Annotated in this window: 21 protein-coding genes and 1 other annotated feature; of the genes, 19 read left to right on the forward strand and 2 right to left on the reverse strand. The window is 52.1% G+C overall.

Annotation, left to right across the window (positions count from 1 at the left end; all coding sequences use genetic code 11):
* Positions 1 to 26 precede the first annotated feature (26 nt).
* From L1N82_RS10030 to L1N82_RS10070, 9 genes are all read left to right on the forward strand, one after another.
* Entirely contained in the window at positions 27 to 269 is a 243-nt protein-coding gene (locus L1N82_RS10030; RefSeq protein WP_235287234.1) for a DUF4321 domain-containing protein, read from the forward strand.
* A 40-nt stretch (positions 270 to 309) separates the two neighbouring features.
* Positions 310 to 945, forward strand: a complete 636-nt coding sequence (locus L1N82_RS10035; RefSeq protein ID WP_328284463.1) for a Maf family protein — start codon at positions 310 to 312, stop codon at positions 943 to 945.
* Positions 946 to 977: 32 nt separating this feature from the next.
* Positions 978 to 1,667, forward strand: a complete 690-nt coding sequence (gene radC, locus L1N82_RS10040; RefSeq protein WP_235287235.1) for a RadC family protein — start codon at positions 978 to 980, stop codon at positions 1,665 to 1,667.
* Between the two features lie 43 nt (positions 1,668 to 1,710).
* Positions 1,711 to 2,745 carry a rod shape-determining protein gene (locus L1N82_RS10045; RefSeq protein ID WP_235287236.1) on the forward strand — a complete coding sequence of 345 codons (1,035 nt, stop codon included), beginning with the start codon at positions 1,711 to 1,713 and terminating at the stop codon, positions 2,743 to 2,745.
* Positions 2,746 to 2,786: 41 nt separating this feature from the next.
* Positions 2,787 to 3,668 carry a rod shape-determining protein MreC gene (gene mreC / locus L1N82_RS10050; RefSeq protein WP_235287237.1) on the forward strand — a complete coding sequence of 294 codons (882 nt, stop codon included), beginning with the start codon at positions 2,787 to 2,789 and terminating at the stop codon, positions 3,666 to 3,668.
* The gene (gene mreD / locus L1N82_RS10055) at positions 3,665 to 4,186 is read left to right on the forward strand and encodes a rod shape-determining protein MreD (RefSeq protein ID WP_268821902.1); all 522 of its coding nucleotides are present in this window, start codon (positions 3,665 to 3,667) and stop codon (positions 4,184 to 4,186) included. The genes mreC and mreD overlap by 4 nt, the downstream gene beginning before the upstream one ends.
* 62 nt (positions 4,187 to 4,248) lie before the next feature.
* Positions 4,249 to 4,914 carry a septum site-determining protein MinC gene (locus tag L1N82_RS10060; RefSeq protein WP_235287239.1) on the forward strand — a complete coding sequence of 222 codons (666 nt, stop codon included), beginning with the start codon at positions 4,249 to 4,251 and terminating at the stop codon, positions 4,912 to 4,914.
* 3 nt (positions 4,915 to 4,917) lie between these two features.
* Entirely contained in the window at positions 4,918 to 5,709 is a 792-nt protein-coding gene (gene minD / locus L1N82_RS10065) for a septum site-determining protein MinD (RefSeq protein ID WP_235287240.1), read from the forward strand.
* Between the two features lie 7 nt (positions 5,710 to 5,716).
* Positions 5,717 to 6,862, forward strand: coding sequence for an FtsW/RodA/SpoVE family cell cycle protein (locus L1N82_RS10070; RefSeq protein ID WP_235287241.1), 1,146 nt, complete (start codon positions 5,717 to 5,719; stop codon positions 6,860 to 6,862).
* Positions 6,863 to 6,961: 99 nt separating this feature from the next.
* On the opposite strand, the gene L1N82_RS10075 is transcribed toward L1N82_RS10070, so the two are convergent.
* Positions 6,962 to 7,849: an EamA family transporter gene (locus tag L1N82_RS10075; RefSeq protein ID WP_235287242.1), complete on the reverse strand. Its 888-nt coding sequence runs from the start codon at positions 7,847 to 7,849 to the stop codon at positions 6,962 to 6,964.
* Positions 7,850 to 7,972: 123 nt separating this feature from the next.
* A complete protein-coding gene (locus L1N82_RS10080; protein ID WP_235287243.1) occupies positions 7,973 to 8,950 on the reverse strand; it encodes an aldo/keto reductase in 978 nt (325 codons plus the stop codon).
* Between the two features lie 211 nt (positions 8,951 to 9,161).
* Here L1N82_RS10080 and L1N82_RS10085 point away from each other — a divergent pair, with 211 nt between their 5' ends.
* The 10 genes from L1N82_RS10085 to L1N82_RS10130 all read left to right on the forward strand — a co-directional run bounded on the left by L1N82_RS10085 (position 9,162) and on the right by L1N82_RS10130 (position 18,039).
* Positions 9,162 to 10,109, forward strand: coding sequence for a M23 family metallopeptidase (locus L1N82_RS10085; RefSeq protein ID WP_235287244.1), 948 nt, complete (start codon positions 9,162 to 9,164; stop codon positions 10,107 to 10,109).
* On the forward strand, positions 10,075 to 10,974 hold the full coding sequence (locus L1N82_RS10090; protein ID WP_235287245.1) for a site-2 protease family protein: 900 nt from the start codon (positions 10,075 to 10,077) through the stop codon (positions 10,972 to 10,974). The genes L1N82_RS10085 and L1N82_RS10090 overlap by 35 nt, the downstream gene beginning before the upstream one ends.
* A 41-nt stretch (positions 10,975 to 11,015) precedes the next feature.
* Complete coding sequence (locus L1N82_RS10095) at positions 11,016 to 12,272, forward strand: Rne/Rng family ribonuclease (RefSeq protein ID WP_235287246.1); 1,257 nt, start codon at positions 11,016 to 11,018, stop codon at positions 12,270 to 12,272.
* 128 nt (positions 12,273 to 12,400) lie between these two features.
* Positions 12,401 to 12,487 (forward strand) — a sequence feature (ribosomal protein L21 leader region).
* A gap of 14 nt (positions 12,488 to 12,501) precedes the next feature.
* Positions 12,502 to 12,813: a 50S ribosomal protein L21 gene (gene rplU / locus L1N82_RS10100; protein WP_111148490.1), complete on the forward strand. Its 312-nt coding sequence runs from the start codon at positions 12,502 to 12,504 to the stop codon at positions 12,811 to 12,813.
* A gap of 12 nt (positions 12,814 to 12,825) precedes the next feature.
* A complete protein-coding gene (locus tag L1N82_RS10105; protein ID WP_235287247.1) occupies positions 12,826 to 13,161 on the forward strand; it encodes a ribosomal-processing cysteine protease Prp in 336 nt (111 codons plus the stop codon).
* A 15-nt stretch (positions 13,162 to 13,176) separates the two neighbouring features.
* Complete coding sequence (gene rpmA, locus L1N82_RS10110; RefSeq protein ID WP_111148492.1) at positions 13,177 to 13,488, forward strand: 50S ribosomal protein L27; 312 nt, start codon at positions 13,177 to 13,179, stop codon at positions 13,486 to 13,488.
* 158 nt (positions 13,489 to 13,646) lie between these two features.
* A complete protein-coding gene (locus L1N82_RS10115; RefSeq protein ID WP_235287248.1) occupies positions 13,647 to 14,384 on the forward strand; it encodes a Spo0B domain-containing protein in 738 nt (245 codons plus the stop codon).
* Between the two features lie 13 nt (positions 14,385 to 14,397).
* Positions 14,398 to 15,723: a GTPase ObgE gene (obgE, locus tag L1N82_RS10120; RefSeq protein WP_235287249.1), complete on the forward strand. Its 1,326-nt coding sequence runs from the start codon at positions 14,398 to 14,400 to the stop codon at positions 15,721 to 15,723.
* A 161-nt stretch (positions 15,724 to 15,884) separates the two neighbouring features.
* Positions 15,885 to 16,643 carry a DeoR/GlpR family DNA-binding transcription regulator gene (locus L1N82_RS10125; RefSeq protein ID WP_235287250.1) on the forward strand — a complete coding sequence of 253 codons (759 nt, stop codon included), beginning with the start codon at positions 15,885 to 15,887 and terminating at the stop codon, positions 16,641 to 16,643.
* Between the two features lie 166 nt (positions 16,644 to 16,809).
* A complete protein-coding gene (locus L1N82_RS10130; RefSeq protein ID WP_235287251.1) occupies positions 16,810 to 18,039 on the forward strand; it encodes a sn-glycerol-1-phosphate dehydrogenase in 1,230 nt (409 codons plus the stop codon).
* The last annotated feature ends 10 nt before the right edge of the window (positions 18,040 to 18,049 follow it).

The following is an 18,049-nucleotide window of genomic DNA, read 5'->3' on the forward strand; positions in this document are numbered from 1 at the left end:
CAAAAAAAGGCGAGGGAAGTTGGAAGATGCGGAAAAATGCGTGGATTCTAGTGTTGTTCATCATCATCGGCCTGGTGGCAGGCGCGCTAGTGTCGCGGTGGCTGGTCGGCATTCCAGTGCTGTCTTTTTTGACGGAAACCGCCCGGCTGAGATGGTCGCCTGAAGCAGATCTGGTGGTGTTCAGTTTTGATTTCACGCTAACGCTGGATATCAGCCTGATTAGCATTATTGGCGTTATTATTGCTGTATGGCTCTACCGGAAGCTGTAATCATCCGGGCAGCCATTTGCGCTTGAGGAGCTGAATGATTGTGGAAGCTGCATATATTCCAACTGAAAAGATGCCGGAGCGTCTGATACTGGCATCAGCCTCGCCGCGCCGAAGAGTTCTGATCGAATCGCTTGGTCTGCGAATCCCGGTGGAGATTGTGTCATCGGATGCCGATGAGACAACACCGGACGAATGGCTTCCGGCAAAGGTCGTGGAACAGCTGGCTGTCCGTAAAGCGGGAGCGGTTAGAGACCGATTCCTGAAGGAAGGCCGTATCCAGTCGCCGTCCGTAATTGTCGGCGCAGACACAATAGTCGTGCTGGATGGTGACAAGCTGGGCAAGCCGGCTGACGCCGGGGAGGCAGCCGCCATGCTAAAGCGGCTGCAGGGCAGGCCGCATGAGGTGTTTACAGGCGTAGCTGTCATTGATTTACAGAGCGGCCGCACCAGAGGCGAGAGCCGGGTTACCCGCGTACATATGAAGCCGCTGGATGAGGGCAGGATTGAGCGGTATATTGCTTCGGGGGAACCAATGGATAAAGCCGGTTCCTATGGCATTCAGGGATTGGGTGCTGTGCTGGTAGACCGGATTGAAGGTTGTTATTTCAATGTTGTAGGGCTGCCGGTATCACTGCTCGCAGAGCTTCTTGCCGATTTTGGAGTGGAAACGATCTAAGTGGCTGCGTTAGCAGCCGGACAGGAGCAGGTATGAACCCCGAGCGTTTAGTCCTGCGTGATGTTCCGAATGAAGACCGACCTAGAGAGCGCATGATGACTGTCGGAGCGGAAGCGCTCAGCCATGCAGAATTGCTGGCAATATTACTTCGGACAGGCACTCGGAATGAGTCCGCCGTCCATCTGGCCTCCCGAATTCTCAGCTCTTGCGGAGGCCTTCGGAATTTAACGGATATGAGTCTGGCAGAACTAACGGCCATCCGGGGAATCGGTCCGGCAAAGGCTCTGCAGCTTCGTGCGGGCATAGAACTTGGCAGACGGCTCTCTCAAAGCCGTGATGAGGAGCGGCTTACGATCCGCCGGCCTCAGGATGCGGCTGATTTTTTGATGGAGGAGATGCGCTACCTGAAGAAGGAGCATTTCATATGTCTCTTCCTGAATACGAAGAATCAGGTTATAGGCCGTGAAACCTTATCAATCGGCACCTTGAACGCTTCCCTTGTACATCCTCGGGAAGTCTTTCGTGCCGCCATGAAATGCAGCAGCGCATCGCTGGTCTGTTTGCACAATCACCCTAGCGGTGATCCGAGCCCAAGCCCTGAAGATATTGCCATTACCGAACGTTTATGCAAAGCGGGAGAGCTTGTCGGCATCGATGTTCTCGATCATATTGTCATTGGAGATAACCGTTACGTTAGTTTGAAGGAACAAGGTTTAATGTAATATAATAAGAGGGATTGTCTGACAGATAGAAGGGAGTACAGCGATGTTTGGAGGGTTCACAAAGGATTTGGGTATCGATCTTGGAACGGCGAATACCCTTGTATATGTCCGTGGTAAAGGAATAGTCGTTAGGGAACCGTCGGTGGTTGCCCTGCGTACCGATACGAAGACCATTGAAGCAGTCGGAGAGCAAGCTAAGAAGATGATTGGCCGTACTCCTGGCAATATACGTGCCGTAAGACCGATGAAAGACGGCGTTATCGCCGATTTCGAGACAACGGCAACGATGATAAAATATTTTATTCGCCAAGCCCAAAAGCAGCGCTCCTTGTTTCCGCGCCATCCGAATGTGATGGTCTGTGTTCCGTCGGGAATAACCGCTGTTGAGAAGCGGGCGGTGGAGGATGCTACCAAGCAGGCGGGAGCCCGGGAGGCTTATACAATTGAAGAGCCTTTCGCAGCTGCAATTGGAGCGGATCTTCCAGTCTGGGAGCCAACAGGCAGTATGGTTGTTGATATCGGCGGCGGTACGACCGAGGTTGCCGTGATCTCGCTGGGCGGTATTGTTACCAGCCGTTCAATCCGGATAGCCGGAGATGAGATGGATGAAGCGATCATCCAATATATCAAACGCATGTATAACCTGATGATTGGCGAGCGGACAAGCGAGCAGCTTAAGCTGGAGATCGGCTCGGCTCTGCCGCTCGATAAGACCGAGAAGATCGAAATCCGCGGACGTGACCTCGTAACCGGCCTGCCGAAGACGATTCCGATATCTTCGGATGAGATTACGGAGGCGCTGACCGATACGGTTAATGCAATTGTTGATGCGGTCAAGGTGACTTTGGAGAAGTGTCCGCCCGAGCTTTCGGCGGATATTATGGATCGCGGTATTGTGCTGACGGGCGGCGGCGGATTGCTGCGCAATTTGGATAAGCTGCTTGCAAGGGAAACCGGAATGCCTGTTATCGTTGCGGAGAATGCGCTTGATTGCGTGGCCATAGGGACAGGGCGCGCACTTGAGAATATTCATCTCTTCAAGCCAAGAGCAGGCTCGTCTATACGCTCTAAGCGCTAAGGGAGTTCAAGGGATAAGTACTATGAATTAGTAATGGGCGGGTGAGCAGACTGTTTAGATTATTCCGAAATAAACGATTGTTCGCGCTCATGATCGGCCTGATCGTCTTTATCGCTGTTATGGGGTTCTCGCTCACCAAGCGCGACAAGCTGTCTTGGCCTGAGAACTTTATCGGCGATTCCGTTACATTTGTTCAGCAATGGTTCTACAAGCCCGCTGCTTACTTGGCGGGCTTGTTTGAGGATGTAAGGACGATGAAGGAGCTTTATCGTGAGAACGAGCAGCTGAGGATGACTACGGCAAAATATGCGCGGGACGCCACCGCTTATAACTTCCTGGAGCAGGAAGTTAAGCGGCTGCAGGAAGAGTTGGATTTCACCAAACAGCAGCAAGAGATGAATGATTACAAGTTTGTGATTGCCCAGGTGGTCGCAGATAATCAAGACCCTTACAACAATGTTATTAAAATAAACCTGGGATCAAGGAACGGCATCAAGCCGGATATGGCTGTCATCACTGTGGATGGTATGGTCGGTGTTGTGAGCCGGGTGTTCCCAGTCTATTCAACCGTTATGCCCATTACCGAGCTGAATGCGGATACCCCTGGAGCCAAGCCTATCGCTGCCACGGTTCTCGGCAATTTGGATTCCTTCGGCATGATCGACAGCTATGACACACAGACGGGGATGCTTGTAATGTCCAAGATAGCTGAAGATGATAAGCTGGATAAGGGGGATACAGTTATTACCTCGGGGCTTGGCGGCGTGTTTCCGCGCGGACTCGTTATAGGTACAGTGAAGTCCCGCCGGGTCGGCGATTTCGGTCTTACCCATGTGGCAGAGATAAAACCGACCGCTAAGCTGGACCGCTTGTATGAGGTGTTTGTCGTTGTACCGCCCGAAATGGAAGGACTAGAAGAATGAATCTTCGCCTTGCAGTCTTCTTGATGGTTTTGTTGTTTCTGTTTGAAGGAACGATCTACCCTTGGCTGATCCCCGGATCATTGGAAGGACGGCTTGTGCCTCATTTTGTCTTTGTCTTTGTCCTGTATTCAGCACTGTATTCAGCCCGGCATACGGCTTTGACACTAGGTCTCATCTTTGGCCTTTTGCAGGATATTGTATATTACGGGCATCTGCTCGGTGTTCATTCATTTGCAATGGGAATTTGCGGTTATTTAACAGGCTTAATGCTGGAGCATAGGCGAAGCACCATCATGATGGCGCTCTCTGCCATTGGAATCGGGTCACTGTTTTATGATTCCCTGGTCTATTTTATATACAAGGCGTTTCAAATCACCTCGGAAACCTATGCATTTGCGCTTATCGAGCATATCCTGCCCAGTCTATTTTTGCAGCTGGGCTTTGCGCTTGCACTGTACATACCGGCAAGGCGGATGTTTGAAAATTCGGGTAAAGGCAGTGCAGATGATGTCGATTAGCGGCATCAAGCAGGATTCCGGGCAGTGTGAACCGAATGGTATAGGTTCAGGGAGGGAAAAGCGTGACCGAAAAACAGCATATAACGATCAAAGGGGTCAAAGAAGGTCTCGTCTTTCTGCTTGATGACAGTTGTGATTTCGGAGAGCTGCTTGACGAGCTTCACTATAAGTTGGAAACGACTCACCAGCAGCTGCTGACCGGACCGCTAGTCCATGTTCAGGTGAAGCTTGGGTCTAGACGTGCCAGTGAGGAAGAGAAGGAACGGATCGTATCGGTTATCCGGCAGCGGGGAAATCTCCTGGTCCAGTCTGTGGATGGGGAACAGGATGAGGAGCTTGCCAAAGCAGTTAAGAAGGATGATATGAAAGTCATGACGGGTGTTGTCCGCTCAGGCCAGACGATCCGGCATGAAGGGAATATCATGCTGATGGGCGACGTCAATCCGGGGGGAACCATCATGTCGACAGGCGATATTTATGTGCTGGGAGCCCTTAGGGGTTTGGCGCATGCGGGAATTGACGGACGCCGGGATGTTATTATCGCTTCGTCGATGCTTCGCCCGACGCAGCTTCGTATAGCGGACATTATCAGCCGTCCGCCGGATGAATGGATGACAGGGGATACCTTCATGGAGTTCGCCTATTTGCAGGAGGGGCAGATGAAGATCGACAAGCTGTCACAGCTGCACCGCTTGCGCAAGGATCCGATTGTGTTCAAAGGAGTGTAACAAATGGGAGAAGCGATAGTCATTACATCGGGCAAAGGCGGAGTAGGGAAGACGACTACATCGGCCAACCTGGGCACTGCCCTCGCGCTGCATGGGAAAAAAGTGTGTATGGTAGACACCGACATCGGTCTGCGGAATCTGGATGTCGTAATGGGGCTAGAGAATCGGATTATATACGACTTAATTGATGTATCGGAAGGCCGCTGCCGTCTAAATCAGGCTCTGGTTAAGGATAAGCGGTTTGACGAGCTCTATATGCTGCCGGCTGCGCAGACGAAGGATAAGCATGATATTTCACCTGAGCAGGTCAAGGATATTGTGCTGGAACTTAAGAAGGACTTCGATTTTGTCATTATCGATTGTCCGGCAGGCATAGAGCAGGGCTTCCGCAACGCTGTCGCCGGAGCTGACAGAGCTATCGTTGTGACAACACCTGAAAATGCGGCAGTTAGAGACGCAGACCGGATCATTGGACTGCTGGAGCAGGCACAAATTTCAGCAAAGCTTGTTATTAACCGGATTCGTCCGACTATGGTTAAGAGCGGCGATATGCTGGATATCGATGAAATATGCCAGATTCTCGCTATTGACCTGCTGGGCATTGTGCCGGATGATGAGAAGGTGATCAAGGCTGCGAATGCCGGAGAACCGACCGTTATGGATCCTTCATCCCGTGCGGCAATTGCTTACCGTAATATTGCAAGGCGGATCCTGGGGGACAAGGTGCCGCTGATGCAGATGGAAGACAAGAATGGCATGTTCAAGCGCCTCAGGAAGTTTCTTGGAATAGGATGAATGCGCTGTGCTAAATAAACTTAAGAAGCTGGATTGGGGCATCCTGCTGATTCTGATCATGCTGATGATCATCAGCACGCTTGCCGTACGCAGCGCCACCCACGGGTTGGCGGGCTACACTAACTATGACCTGAAGCAGCTTGTCTTCTTTGCGGCGGGGTTTGTGGTGGCCATTGGGGCTACACTGTTTGATTACCGTGTCATTCTTAAGGGCTGGCATGTGCTTTATGGAATCGGTGTACTGCTGCTTGTGCTTGTCTACTTCTTCGGAGCTAAGATAAACGGAGCGCGCAGCTGGTTTAGTCTTGGAGATCTGTTGTCCTTCCAGCCCGCTGAGTTCATGAAGATTATTCTTGTTCTTACGTTAGCCGTGCTGATGGGACGCAGGGAAGGAGACCGCTTGTCCTTCCGCAGTGATCTGCTGCCGATCGCCGCGTTCTCGCTGCTGCCGTTCCTGCTTGTTATGATCCAGCCTGACCTTGGCAATGCGATTATCTTCGTGGTCATCGTGCTTGGAATGCTGTGGATTGGCAACGTCAAGTATACTCATGTGCTGATTGGGCTTGCGGCAGTGGTTGGCGGGCTTGTTCTGTTCGTGACCCTGTTTAATACCTTCAATACGGAAATCAGGGATTACCTCAGTTCCCATGATAAGGAGCACTGGTACAAGCGGATTAATACCTATATCCACCCTGAGACGGCATCTGATGATGACAAGCATCAGTCGGAGAAGTCATTAATTGCCATCGGCTCAGGGGGCTTGACCGGCGACGGGTATATGCAGGGTGATTCGAAGAACCGCAAGTTCATCCCCTACGCGTATTCGGACTCCATCTTTGTGGTCATCGGGGAGGAGTTTGGCTTCCAGGGATCAGCAGTACTGCTGCTGCTTTATTTTCTACTGATTTACAGGATGATCATAATCGCCTTCCAGTGTTATGATTTGAAGGGCTCCTACATCATCATTGGTGTTGTATCGATGTTTGTCTTTCAAATCTTTCAGAACATTGGTATGAGCATCGGTTTGATGCCGATTACCGGTATTACCCTGCCGTTTGTCAGTTATGGCGGCACGTCGCTGCTGCTTAACATGCTGAGCATCGGACTGGTATTCAGCGTTAAAGCACATCAGGAGAAATATGAGTTGGTATAAAGAAAGCTAAAGCTGTATATTAAACAATACAGGGCTGGCGTGACAGGTTCGGAGGAACCCGTTGCGCCAGCCCTGCTTGATGATGAGTACCAAGGACGATTAATCGAATAGTCTAAGCAAGATAATTCCGCAAATTGCCAAGACCATGCCAGCCAATTCCTGGCGTGTAAATTTCTCCTTCACGACAATTCGGGTATAGAGCAGGATCACGACCACATTCATCGCGACCACAGCGGATACAAGACCGGTCACGCCAAGATCGAATGCCTGCAGGATGAGAACCATCCCGACGGAATTCGTAATTCCGACCGCCATCCCGGTGCCAAATGTTTTGCTGCGGCTCCACTGGGCACCCGCTTCCGCGATGACACGGCCGCTGCCCGCTGCCGCGCTCCTGCGTCTTGCTGTGCCGGAGAGATAGGACAAGCCGAACAGCACGGTTCCGGTCGCGAACATGCCGACTAAGGTTGGGAAGGTGGCGGCCTCCAGCATCGTCGACCACTTGCCCGCCATATCGTTCAGACCGAAGAACAAGGTGGCGAGCAGCCCCCATTTCACACCTTCCAAGTGCTTGAATGAAACATCTCCCGAGAACCGGATCAGCAGGATACCCGTGAGAATGACAGCAAAGCATGCAAGCTGCAGATTGGTAAGCGTTTCTCCCCAGATGGCAAAAGCCAGCAGGACGACAACGACCGGAGGAAGAGCAGTCAGTACGGCGATCAGGGATGCCTTGCCGACCGAAAAGCCCTTCACCATGCTGGCATTGGCGCCAAAGGAGAATACGCCCATCAGAATGCCTGTAAACGCGGATACGGTCCATAGTTGACCCAGCATCAGGGCACAGGCCAGGCTGATCAAGGTGCCTGTAAAAAAGACACCGCACAGCATCAGGCTCCGTTCCATTGGCTTCGTAGAGGTCCAGTGATAGAATACGCCGCGCAGTCCGAAGCTTACGGCTGCCAGTGAAGCAAATACTAGCCACATAATTTAATGATCTCCTTTGGTAGAATTAACCCTTCGAAGCGTACCTCTCTAGAGCTTACCACCATACGGAGAAATTTAACAGGTATACGCCAGAGGACAGCACAGACTGTAATCTATGCGATATCAAGGGAGCGGTCTGCCGCGCGATGCAAGGTAAAGACGGTACCATTCTTCCCGGGTGAGTGAAAGATCAATTGCTTTAGCGCAGGCTTTGATCCTTACAGGATTGACTGTTCCAATGACAGGCTGCACGCAGGCCGGATGCTTCATTAGCCATGCCAGTACGATAGCCTCAGGGCTTGTATCCTTCTCTTCAGCCAGCTCCGCAACTAGTGCAGCGGTATCCTTGATATGATCCGGCTGGTTCTCAAGCGGTGCGCCTGTAAAGAGCCCTCTTGCCAGCGGTCCCCAGGCTTGAATCTGGATATTTTCCATGCGCATAAATTCCAGTGTTCCTTCGGGAAAGATCTGGTCTTTACCTGCATGCTGGTTAATATGGACCCCTTGGTCGATCCAGTCCGTATGAGCCAGGTTCAGTTCAAGCTGGTTAACGATGAGCGGAACAGTACACGCGCTTTGGAGCAGCCTGATTTGCCCAGCGCCCATATTGGACACGCCAAAGTGGCGGACCTTGCCGGCTGCTATCAGCTTCTCAAAGGCATCGGCAACCTCTTCAGGTTCCATCAGGGGATCAGGGCGATGCAGCAGCAGAATATCCAGGTAGTCGGTCTTTAGCCTGCTGAGGATGCCGTCAACACTGCTTAGGATATGCTCACTTGAAAAATCAAAGCGGTGGGGCTTGTCCGGCCCATCGCTGAAGCGAATTCCACATTTGGACTGCAGAATAATGGATTCTCTTAATCCGGTATGCTCGCGCAGGGCGTTGCCAAAAACCATCTCGGCTTTCCCCATTGTATAGATGTCTGCATGGTCAAACATGGTAATACCTGAAGCAAGAGCAGCCTCCATCGTTTCGGACGCCTGCTTATAATGCTCGTCTGTAACCGGGTCGCTGTTCCAGCCGCCCCCAAGCCCCATGCAGCCCAAGACCAGCCGGCTTGCTGGAATTCCTCTGCGTTCAAGCGGCAATATCGCTGTCATGCTCATCCTCCTCAGGAATAAAGTTGTGTTTCCCTACGGTTATTATAGTTTGTTCTCCACCCGGAAAATAAGCAGTGAAAAAATCTATACGTTATATACCGAAGTATAGCTGCGACATAATTGGGACGACTCCTTCATATTTTGTTAGGAGAACAAGCTATCCGTGGACGGCCCGTCTTGTGCCTCTCCGCGGGGGAAGGGAGCGGCGGTTATGGCAGAACGTACCCGTGTCAAGCAGCGCAGGGAGGAACGCATCAGAGAACTGATGGAACGAAGCTTGAATGAACACAGTACACTCGGTTATGGAGAAGTTATGGATACGAGCATGGCTCCCCCTTCTGTTGAACAGCGAATACAACCGGATAAGCACGAGCAGGTACACCGGACGGGTGTGAGTGCACAGCCAGCTGGTGGAGAACGGGACCCGGAGATCGAATGGAAGCGAAGATCGGAAGACTGGCTCAAGGGGGGAGGCAGGCTGTCCAAGCTTTCCCTGCCAGAGAGCCCGGTACCATCGAGCGATTTTGAAGACCCGACCCGTTACGGAAAAAGCTGGGGTGGCATGAGGGTAAAGCTGGTGATATCGCTGTTCATATTTGGTGCCGTCTGGGGGTTATTTTCCCTTAAGCCTTCTGGAACAGAAGATATACAGCGATTTGTGCTAAGTGCATTAACCGAGGAGCTGGACACGGAGGCGGCTGCAGAATGGTACAAAAAAACCTTTGCTGGAGCCCCGTCATTTATCCCGATATTCGACCGTACGGTTACTGAAGCGAAGCGTGTGGATGGCTCCGTGGCCCAGCCGGCCGTTCTGCCGATAATAGACGGCACGGTTGTGCGCTCTTTCGCAGAAACTCTGAACGGTGTGGAGATTGCGGGACGCCCGGGCAGTGAAATCACCGTAATCGAAACCGGACGGGTGGGGCTCGTTTCGGGTAATGAGGCCGATGGCTATAGTATTGTAGTTCAGCACGCGGATAACCGGACATCCATTTATGGACGGCTGCGTGAGACCTCTGTGGAGGCAGGGGATTGGGTGGAAGCAGGAGAGCGGCTCGGATGGCTTAACGACACGCCAGATGGTGACAGTCTCTTGTATTTCGCAGTGCGGGTGGACGGCCGCTATGTCGATCCGACGGATGTGGTCCCGCTTGATTAAGCTCCTTGGTATCCGCTGGAGCATACACCCGCTGTTTGTGCTCGTCATGGCCGCTTCCTTGTTAACAGGTTATTTTGTCGAGCTGCTGGTTCTCTTCAGCATTGTGCTGATTCATGAAGCGGGTCATGTGCTGGCTGCACAGAGCTTTGGGTGGCGGATCAGGGAGGTCCGGCTTTTGCCGTTCGGTGGTGTGGCCGAGACAGAAGAGGCCGGTACAGTGTCAGCATGGGAGGAAGCGGTAGTAGCCGCCGCCGGACCGCTGCAAAACATCTGGATGGGTGCCGCTGCCTGGGCGCTCGGGGAGTGGGCTGGTTTTGACGCCGGCTGGGCAGATTATATACTGAAGGCCAATCTAATGATCGGGCTGTTTAATCTGCTGCCTGTACTGCCGCTCGACGGAGGCAAGCTGCTGTCAGCGCTTCTCAGCTGTACAAGCTCCTATTACCGTTCCCTTTACATGTGTACTAGGTTAAGCTTAGCCGTAAGCCTCACGATGATTATGTATGCCTGTTACCTGCCGGCGCATCATGGAGCGATTCAGCTTAATCTGCTGGCCATCAGTATATTCCTGTTTGTTTCGAACTGGACCTTTTTGCGACATATACCGTATGTCTATGTGCGTTTCTTGATGCACCGGGAGCTGAGCGCCGCACGGATGAAAGACTCGAACGCGCATCCCATCCTGGTTAGGCCGCGTGACTCGGTGGGAGATGTGCTGAGAAGGCTGCGGAGGGGGCGTTACCACCTGATCTGTCTGATAGAGGATAAAGGAAGCGTGCAGGGTGTGATTCCCGAAGAACACATTATTCAGGCTTACTTGACGGAAGGAAAACCGGGCCGTGCAGTTTCCGAGCTTTTCAGGTAAAATAAAGGTCAAAATGGGCCTCTGGCGGGTGGAGGACTGCGATGAAGCAGATGCTGGTGCACGTAGAACGGGAAGTTGTCCAGACAGCTGTGCTTACGGATGGCAGGCTGGAAGAGTATTATACCGAACAGGCAGCGGACGGCCAGACCGTAGGCAGTGTTTATAAAGGAAGGATAGTCAATGTGCTGCCCGGAATGGATGCTGCTTTCGTTGATATCGGGCAAGGCAAAAATGCTTTCCTGCACATCGATGACCTGCTGCATCCGAATTTGGAGCAGAAGCCAAGGGAAAAGCCGCCGATAGAAAAAGTGGTGCGTCCAGGGCAGGACATTCTGGTTCAGATTATGAAGGAGCCTATTGGCGGTAAGGGCGCGCGGGTAACGACACACTATTCTTTGCCTGGCCGCTGGCTTGTATACATGCCGTACGCTGATTATGTCGGGGTGTCCAAAAAAATTCCGACGGAGGGTGAACGGGCACGGCTGAGACAGGCCGGTGAGTCCATCCGGCAGGCAGAAGAAGGCATCATACTGCGGACTGCAGCAGCCGGTGAGGGCGCCGATTCACTGGCAAGAGATGTCGCCGCTCTGCGGGAACGGTGGGCAAGCATACTGAAACAGGCTGATAAAGCCGAGGTGCCGGCAGTCGTTCACCGGGAAGCGGGTCTTATGCAGCGGGTAGTGAGAGATATACTCGATGCAGAGACAGATGAAATCTGGATTGACAACAGCAGGGCTTACGAGGAAGTGCTGACTTATATCCGCAGTATGGCGCCGGCAATGGAGCCCAGGCTGAAGGTATACAGGGGAGCGAAGCAGCTGTCTTTGTTTGAGAAATTCGGTGTCAATACCGAGCTTGACAAAGCATTTGCCGCCCGGATACGCCTTCCCTCCGGAGCTGAGCTGGTTTGGGATCAGACGGAAGCGTTGACGGTTATTGATGTGAACACCTCCAGATATACCGGCTCCAAGGATCTTGAGGAGACGGTATACAAGACGAATATGGAGGCAGCGGAGGAAGTGGCGCGCCTCCTGCGGCTTCGGGATGCGGGCGGCATTATCATAATTGACTTTATTGATATGGATTCAGAAGAGCACCGCCAGCAGGTTATGGGTTCGCTCGAAGCTCTGGTGCGCAGGGACAGGACCAAATGCCATGTCGTGGGCTGGACGAAGCTCGGACTGCTGGAGATGACGAGGAAGAAGGTCAGAGGCCGTCTAGCGGGAAGATATCTGGAGCCTTGTGCGGCCTGTAAGGGCCGCGGTACCTTATACGTGAATCACCCGTCCGGAAATTAACAGCGTCCAGCTTAACGGGATTAGGGAAGGCTTTATAGTATATCTGCAGGTTCGCCGATAGAATAGCTTGATTAACCTGCGGGCACATGCTATAATCGTTCAGTGTGTGTGTCTAGTGCTTGTTGCTATGCATGCTACAACCGCTCCGGACAGGTAAGAAGAGCAGTTCTGTAAGGAATCTGCCACCTGGTTTTCAGGCGAGTCTTAGACATGAGGAGGTGCACCATCTATGTATGCAATCATTGAAACTGGCGGCAAGCAGTACAAGGTTCAAGAGGGCGATGTGCTCTACATCGAGAAATTGGACGTTGCAGAAGGCGACAGCGTAACGTTTGATCGCGTTCTGGCCGTATCCAAAGGCGAGGGCCTGGTTACAGGTTCCCCTGTAGTGGCTGGCGCTGTTGTTTCCGCGAAAGTGGAGAAGCACGGTAAAGGTCAGAAGATCATCGTGTATAAATACAAAGCCAAGAAGAACTACCGCCGTAAGCAAGGTCATCGTCAGCCGTACACGAAAGTGACGATTGGCAAGATCGAGGCGTAAGAGGTTCGGACTATGATCTCAGTAACGCTGACCCGTCGTGCTGCAGACAGGCGAATTCTTTCGTTTGCTGTGGAAGGTCATGCGGAATATGCGAAGCCAGGCAAGGATATCGTGTGTGCCGGGGTTTCCGCGGTGACGGTTGGAACAGTCAATTCGATTGAAGCTTTAACCGGATTGGAACTGCCGGCCTCCATGCGGAACGGCTGGCTGCAATCGGATATCCCGCCATCGGGAGTTGAAGCATGTGACGAGAAGGTTCAGCTGCTGCTTGAATCGATGGTCGTCATGCTTCAAACCATAACGGAATCCTACGGCAAATACGTCGTTATAAGTGAACAATCGGTTTAGAAGGAGGGTATAACCATGTTGAAACTGAATCTTCAGCTATTCGCTTCGAAGAAGGGTGTAGGCTCGACGAAGAACGGACGTGACAGTATCTCGAAGCGCCTTGGCGCAAAGCGTGCTGACGGCCAGGTTGTTACAGCTGGCAGCATTCTTTACCGCCAGCGCGGTACGAAAATCCACCCAGGCAACAATGTTGGCATCGGTAAAGATGACACGCTGTATGCAAAAGTGGAAGGCGTTGTGAAATTCGAACGCTGGGGTCGCGAACGCAAAAAAGTGAGTGTTTACCCCGTGGAGGTAGCTCCAGTAGCTGCAGCCGTAGAAGCTTAAGACACCAACACCGAAACCCGGCCTGGTTCACAGGCCGGGTTTTTTTAAATATCGGGACAGGTAAGTTTTGCCTAATGATTCGCTTGGGCTGCAGCGTTTGGCTGTGCTATACTTGTTTGGGGCTAGGGAATGAATGGAAACGAAGAGAGGACTCGCTGATGAATCAATGGCGGACTATACGCCTCTACACAGCCGGTTCCGTGCTGCTGCCCGCTGCTGCTGTTCTGCTGTGGCCGGAGAAACTTTGGATGCATGGGATGTTTATACTCTGGACACTGCTTGCGACAGGACTGTGGGTATGGGTAGAGCGAAGAGAATGGAAAAATAGCGTCGCACAGAATAAACAGGCACTCCAATTGGCGGCAATTCGGACACTGAACCATCACCGGCACGACTGGATGAATGATTTACAGGTTTTGTACGGCTATCTTCGGCTGAACAAACCGGATAAAACGATTGACTGCGTGGAAAAAATAAGAGAACGAATGACGGTTGAAAGCCGGATTGCCAAGCTGGGCGTCCCGTCATTGATATTGTTTCTTCAATCCTTCCGTACGCTGACTAATGCTGTACAGCTGGAGATTGAGGTGACAGATGATGTTAATTTATCGGAACTGCCGCTTCAGGCAGAGGATGTCTCAGCCGCATTAATTGATATTATTAATGCTTACCGCTTTGCCGTGAAATCCGGGACCGGGGACGCAGCTCATCTGGCTCTATCAATTGCTCGGAATGAGGAAGCGGTAATTATTAGTCTTGAATACGATGGAGAGCTGAACGATGCGTCTGCCCTGTATGACAAATGCAAGCAGCGGCTCAAGAAATCACCTCTTAAGGCTGAGCTGCTGGAGACAGATATGAAGGACATGGTATTGCGCGCTGAACTGCGCAGCTGAACGGAGGAACATCATGTTTGTAGATAAGGCGAAGATATTTGTTAAAGGCGGGGACGGCGGAGACGGTATTATCTCGTTCCGCAGGGAGCTTTATGTTCCTGAAGGCGGGCCCGCAGGCGGGGATGGCGGCAACGGAGCCAATGTTATATTTCGTGTGGATGAAGGTCTGCGTACGCTTGTTGACTTCCGTTACCAGAAGCACTTCAAGGCCCCCCGGGGCGAGAAGGGCAAGACGAAAGGGATGCACGGCGCGAATGCAGATGATATGGTCGTCAGAATCCCGCCGGGTACTGTCATCATAGATGACGACACGCAGGAAGTTATTGCGGATATGACTCGTCACGGCCAGGAAGTAGTCGTTGCCAAAGGAGGCCGCGGAGGCCGCGGCAACATCCGTTTTGCAACAGCAAGCAACCCCGCCCCTTATATATCGGAGAACGGAGAAGAAGGACAGGAACGCTGGATCGTGCTCGAGCTCAAGGTAATGGCGGATGTCGGCTTGGTCGGATTCCCGAGTGTCGGCAAGTCCACGCTGCTGTCAGTGGTATCTGCGGCTAAACCGAAGATAGGAGCCTATCACTTTACAACGTTAACCCCTAATCTGGGTGTTGTGGATGTCGGGGAAGGACGTAGCTTTGTCATGGCGGATCTCCCGGGGCTTATCGAAGGAGCAGCCGAAGGCGTGGGGCTTGGTCATGAATTCCTGCGGCATGTGGAGCGTACAAGAGTTATTATCCATGTTGTAGACATGTCGGCCTCTGAAGGGCGGGACCCGTTTGAAGATTGGGTCAAAATTAATGAAGAGCTTGTGAAATATAATGAAAAGCTGGCGGATCGCCCGCAGATTATAGCGGCAAACAAAATGGACATGCCCGAATCCGCAGACCAGCTAGAGCTGTTCAGAGAACAGCTGGACGAGGTGCGCGGAGACAAAGAGTACGAGATTGTACCGATCTCTTCGCTGACGAAGCAGGGGATACAGGAGCTTCTGTACAAGGCAGCAGATCTGCTTGATCAGATGCCGTCTGCACCGGAAGTGGATGAAGTGGTTGAGGTAGAAGAGCGGAAGGTGTACAAGTACGAGAAGAAGGACGATGACTCGTTTACTGTCCGCAAGGAAGATGGATATTTTGTGGTTGAAAGCCCAAGCATTGAACGCTTCATTAAGCGGACGAATCTTAATTCGTATGATGCTGTCATGCGGTTTGCGCGAGTAATGCGTAATATGGGCGTAGATACTGCACTGCGGAAAGAAGGGGCTAAAGGCGGAGATTTGGTACAAATCGGTGACTTCAGCTTTGAATTCTTTGAAGGTGCAGATTATTATTTTGGTGAGTAACAAAACAAGCGGAATGGGTGGCGTTTATCGTCGTCTGTTGCCGCTTGTTTTCATTTTAGGTATGATAATTTACATATATACTTACATGCAGCAGCTATTTATGCGATTAAATATTGAGTGGTTCGTTTAAATGGTTATATTGGACGGGGGAGACGGCAGGCATGTTTGCAGCACAGCGCAGAGAACAGATTATGGCGTTATTGAAAGAGCAAAAGCAAATTATTGTGAAAGAGCTGGCCAGCCGTTTCGGCGTTTCCGAGGGGACGCTGCGGACAGACCTAAGGATAATGGAGGAAGAGGGACTGCTGGAGCGGACTCACGGCGGGGCGGTTATGCCGCGTGCACAGCTGCATGATTCGGGCTACGCTTCAAGAAGTGAATTGAATCGCGAGGAGAAGCGGGCGATTGCAAGAGCGGCATCCGCATTTGTCCATCAAGGACAGTGTATCATGCTGGATGCCAGTTCAACGGCTCTGGAGCTGGCCAAGCTTCTCGTGGATTATGATTTTCTCACAGTCGTGACGAATGGTCTGGAGTCTGCTATTGAGCTTAACCGCAACCCGCGCATTAATGTCATCCTGATTGGCGGAGTACTCCGGCCGAGCTCCCGGACGGTTGAAGGCCTGCTGGGTAGAAGCATCTTGGAGGAGGTTCATGCAGACTATTTCTTTACTTCGGCAGAAGCGTTCCATGCTGAAGCTGGCATGACCGATTTCAGTCTATATGAGGCAGAACTCAAAAAACGGATGGCGGCAAATGCTGCTAAAGTCTGCGCTATGGTGGATCACACCAAGCTCAACCGCCGTTCCATTGCAACGAGTGTCCAGGTATCCGGTCTAGATATGCTGATTACCGACCGTCATGCAGACCGGCGTCTTCTTGATTCCCTTCATCAACTCCAGATTGTTGTAGCCGAATAATAAGCTGTTGTTCATTGACGCAAGCGTTCGCAACTGATAACAAGTAGTAAACGATTGATAATGAACGACTGTTGGTCGCAAACGAAATCAAATGTTGACATTCAATAGAAAAATCGAAAGAATTGAAAGGGAAATACAACGGAAAACGGAGCAGAGGTGGATAAAGATGGAGACCATGATAGAGAGAGTGAACCGGCTGGTCGCTGAGGATAAGAGCGGCTGGCATTATCATACCGTGACGCTGGACGAGATTGTAGTGGAGAGCGGAGCTTTGTCCAAGGTGCCGGCCTACATTCAGAATCATGGCTACAACCGTGTTATCATCGTCGCTGATGAAAATACGGCACGGGCGGCAGGCAACGAGCTGGCGGAGCTGCTTGTGGAAGCGGGAGTTGCCAATAAGCAGGTCATGGTGAAGCCCAATACAATTGGCGATGTGGTGGCGGATGAGCAGACCATTATCCAGGTGATGCTTGAAATAGATCACGATACTACGGATCTGATTATAGCTGCAGGTTCGGGAACGATTCATGATGTGGTGCGGTTTATCGCCTACAAGATGAACAAGCCGTTTTTGTCGGTACCGACTGCGCCTTCTGTTGACGGCTTCAACTCGAAGGGTGCGCCGCTGATCATTCGCGGTGATAAAATAACGATTGCCGCTTCATCTCCGGTAGCGATATTTGCCGACCTGGACATTCTTATTAAAGCGCCAGCAGCGCTGGTAGCAGCCGGTTTTGGTGATATGCTGGGCAAGTACACGTCGCTGTTTGACTGGAATTTCGGGCGGATTGCCGCAGGAGAGCCTCACAGCAAGCTGGCGGAATCAATTACGAAGGATGCATTGGAGCAGTGTGTACGCCAGGCGGAAGCCATTGCCCGTAGAGATGCGGAGGGGATACGGAGCTTAATGAACTCCCTGATCGAGTCAGGGCTGGCCATGCTGATCCTTGGTGTTTCCCATCCGGCTTCGGGTGCTGAGCATCATCTCTCCCACTACTGGGAGATGGAGTATCTGAGGCTCGGCCGCAAACAGCTGCTGCACGGTGCTAAAGTGGGTGTAGCCTGCACGATCATATCCGAGCTGTACCATCGGCTGGCCGCTGAAGGCTGGTTTGGTCAATCTCTGGAGTCCGATCCTGCCGATCATGAGGCGTTCCAGGCCATTCATGAGCACCGGGAGGAGATTGAGGCGGCTATCAGGGCTATCCCGTCACCAGAGCAGCTGAAGCAGCTGCTTAGAACAGTCGGAGGCTTTACGGAGCCGCTGCAGCTGGGGGTAGACAGCGAGCTGCTGTCACGAAGCCTGCGGGGGGCACATCATATCCGGCCCAACCGGTTTACCCTGCTGCGTGCGTACAACAAATCCATGCAGTCCTCCAAGGTTATGGTCTAAATAACGAAAG

This window comes from Paenibacillus tarimensis, from assembly GCF_021532315.1.
GTDB classification, from domain to species: Bacteria; Bacillota; Bacilli; order Paenibacillales; family Paenibacillaceae; genus Paenibacillus_I; species Paenibacillus_I tarimensis.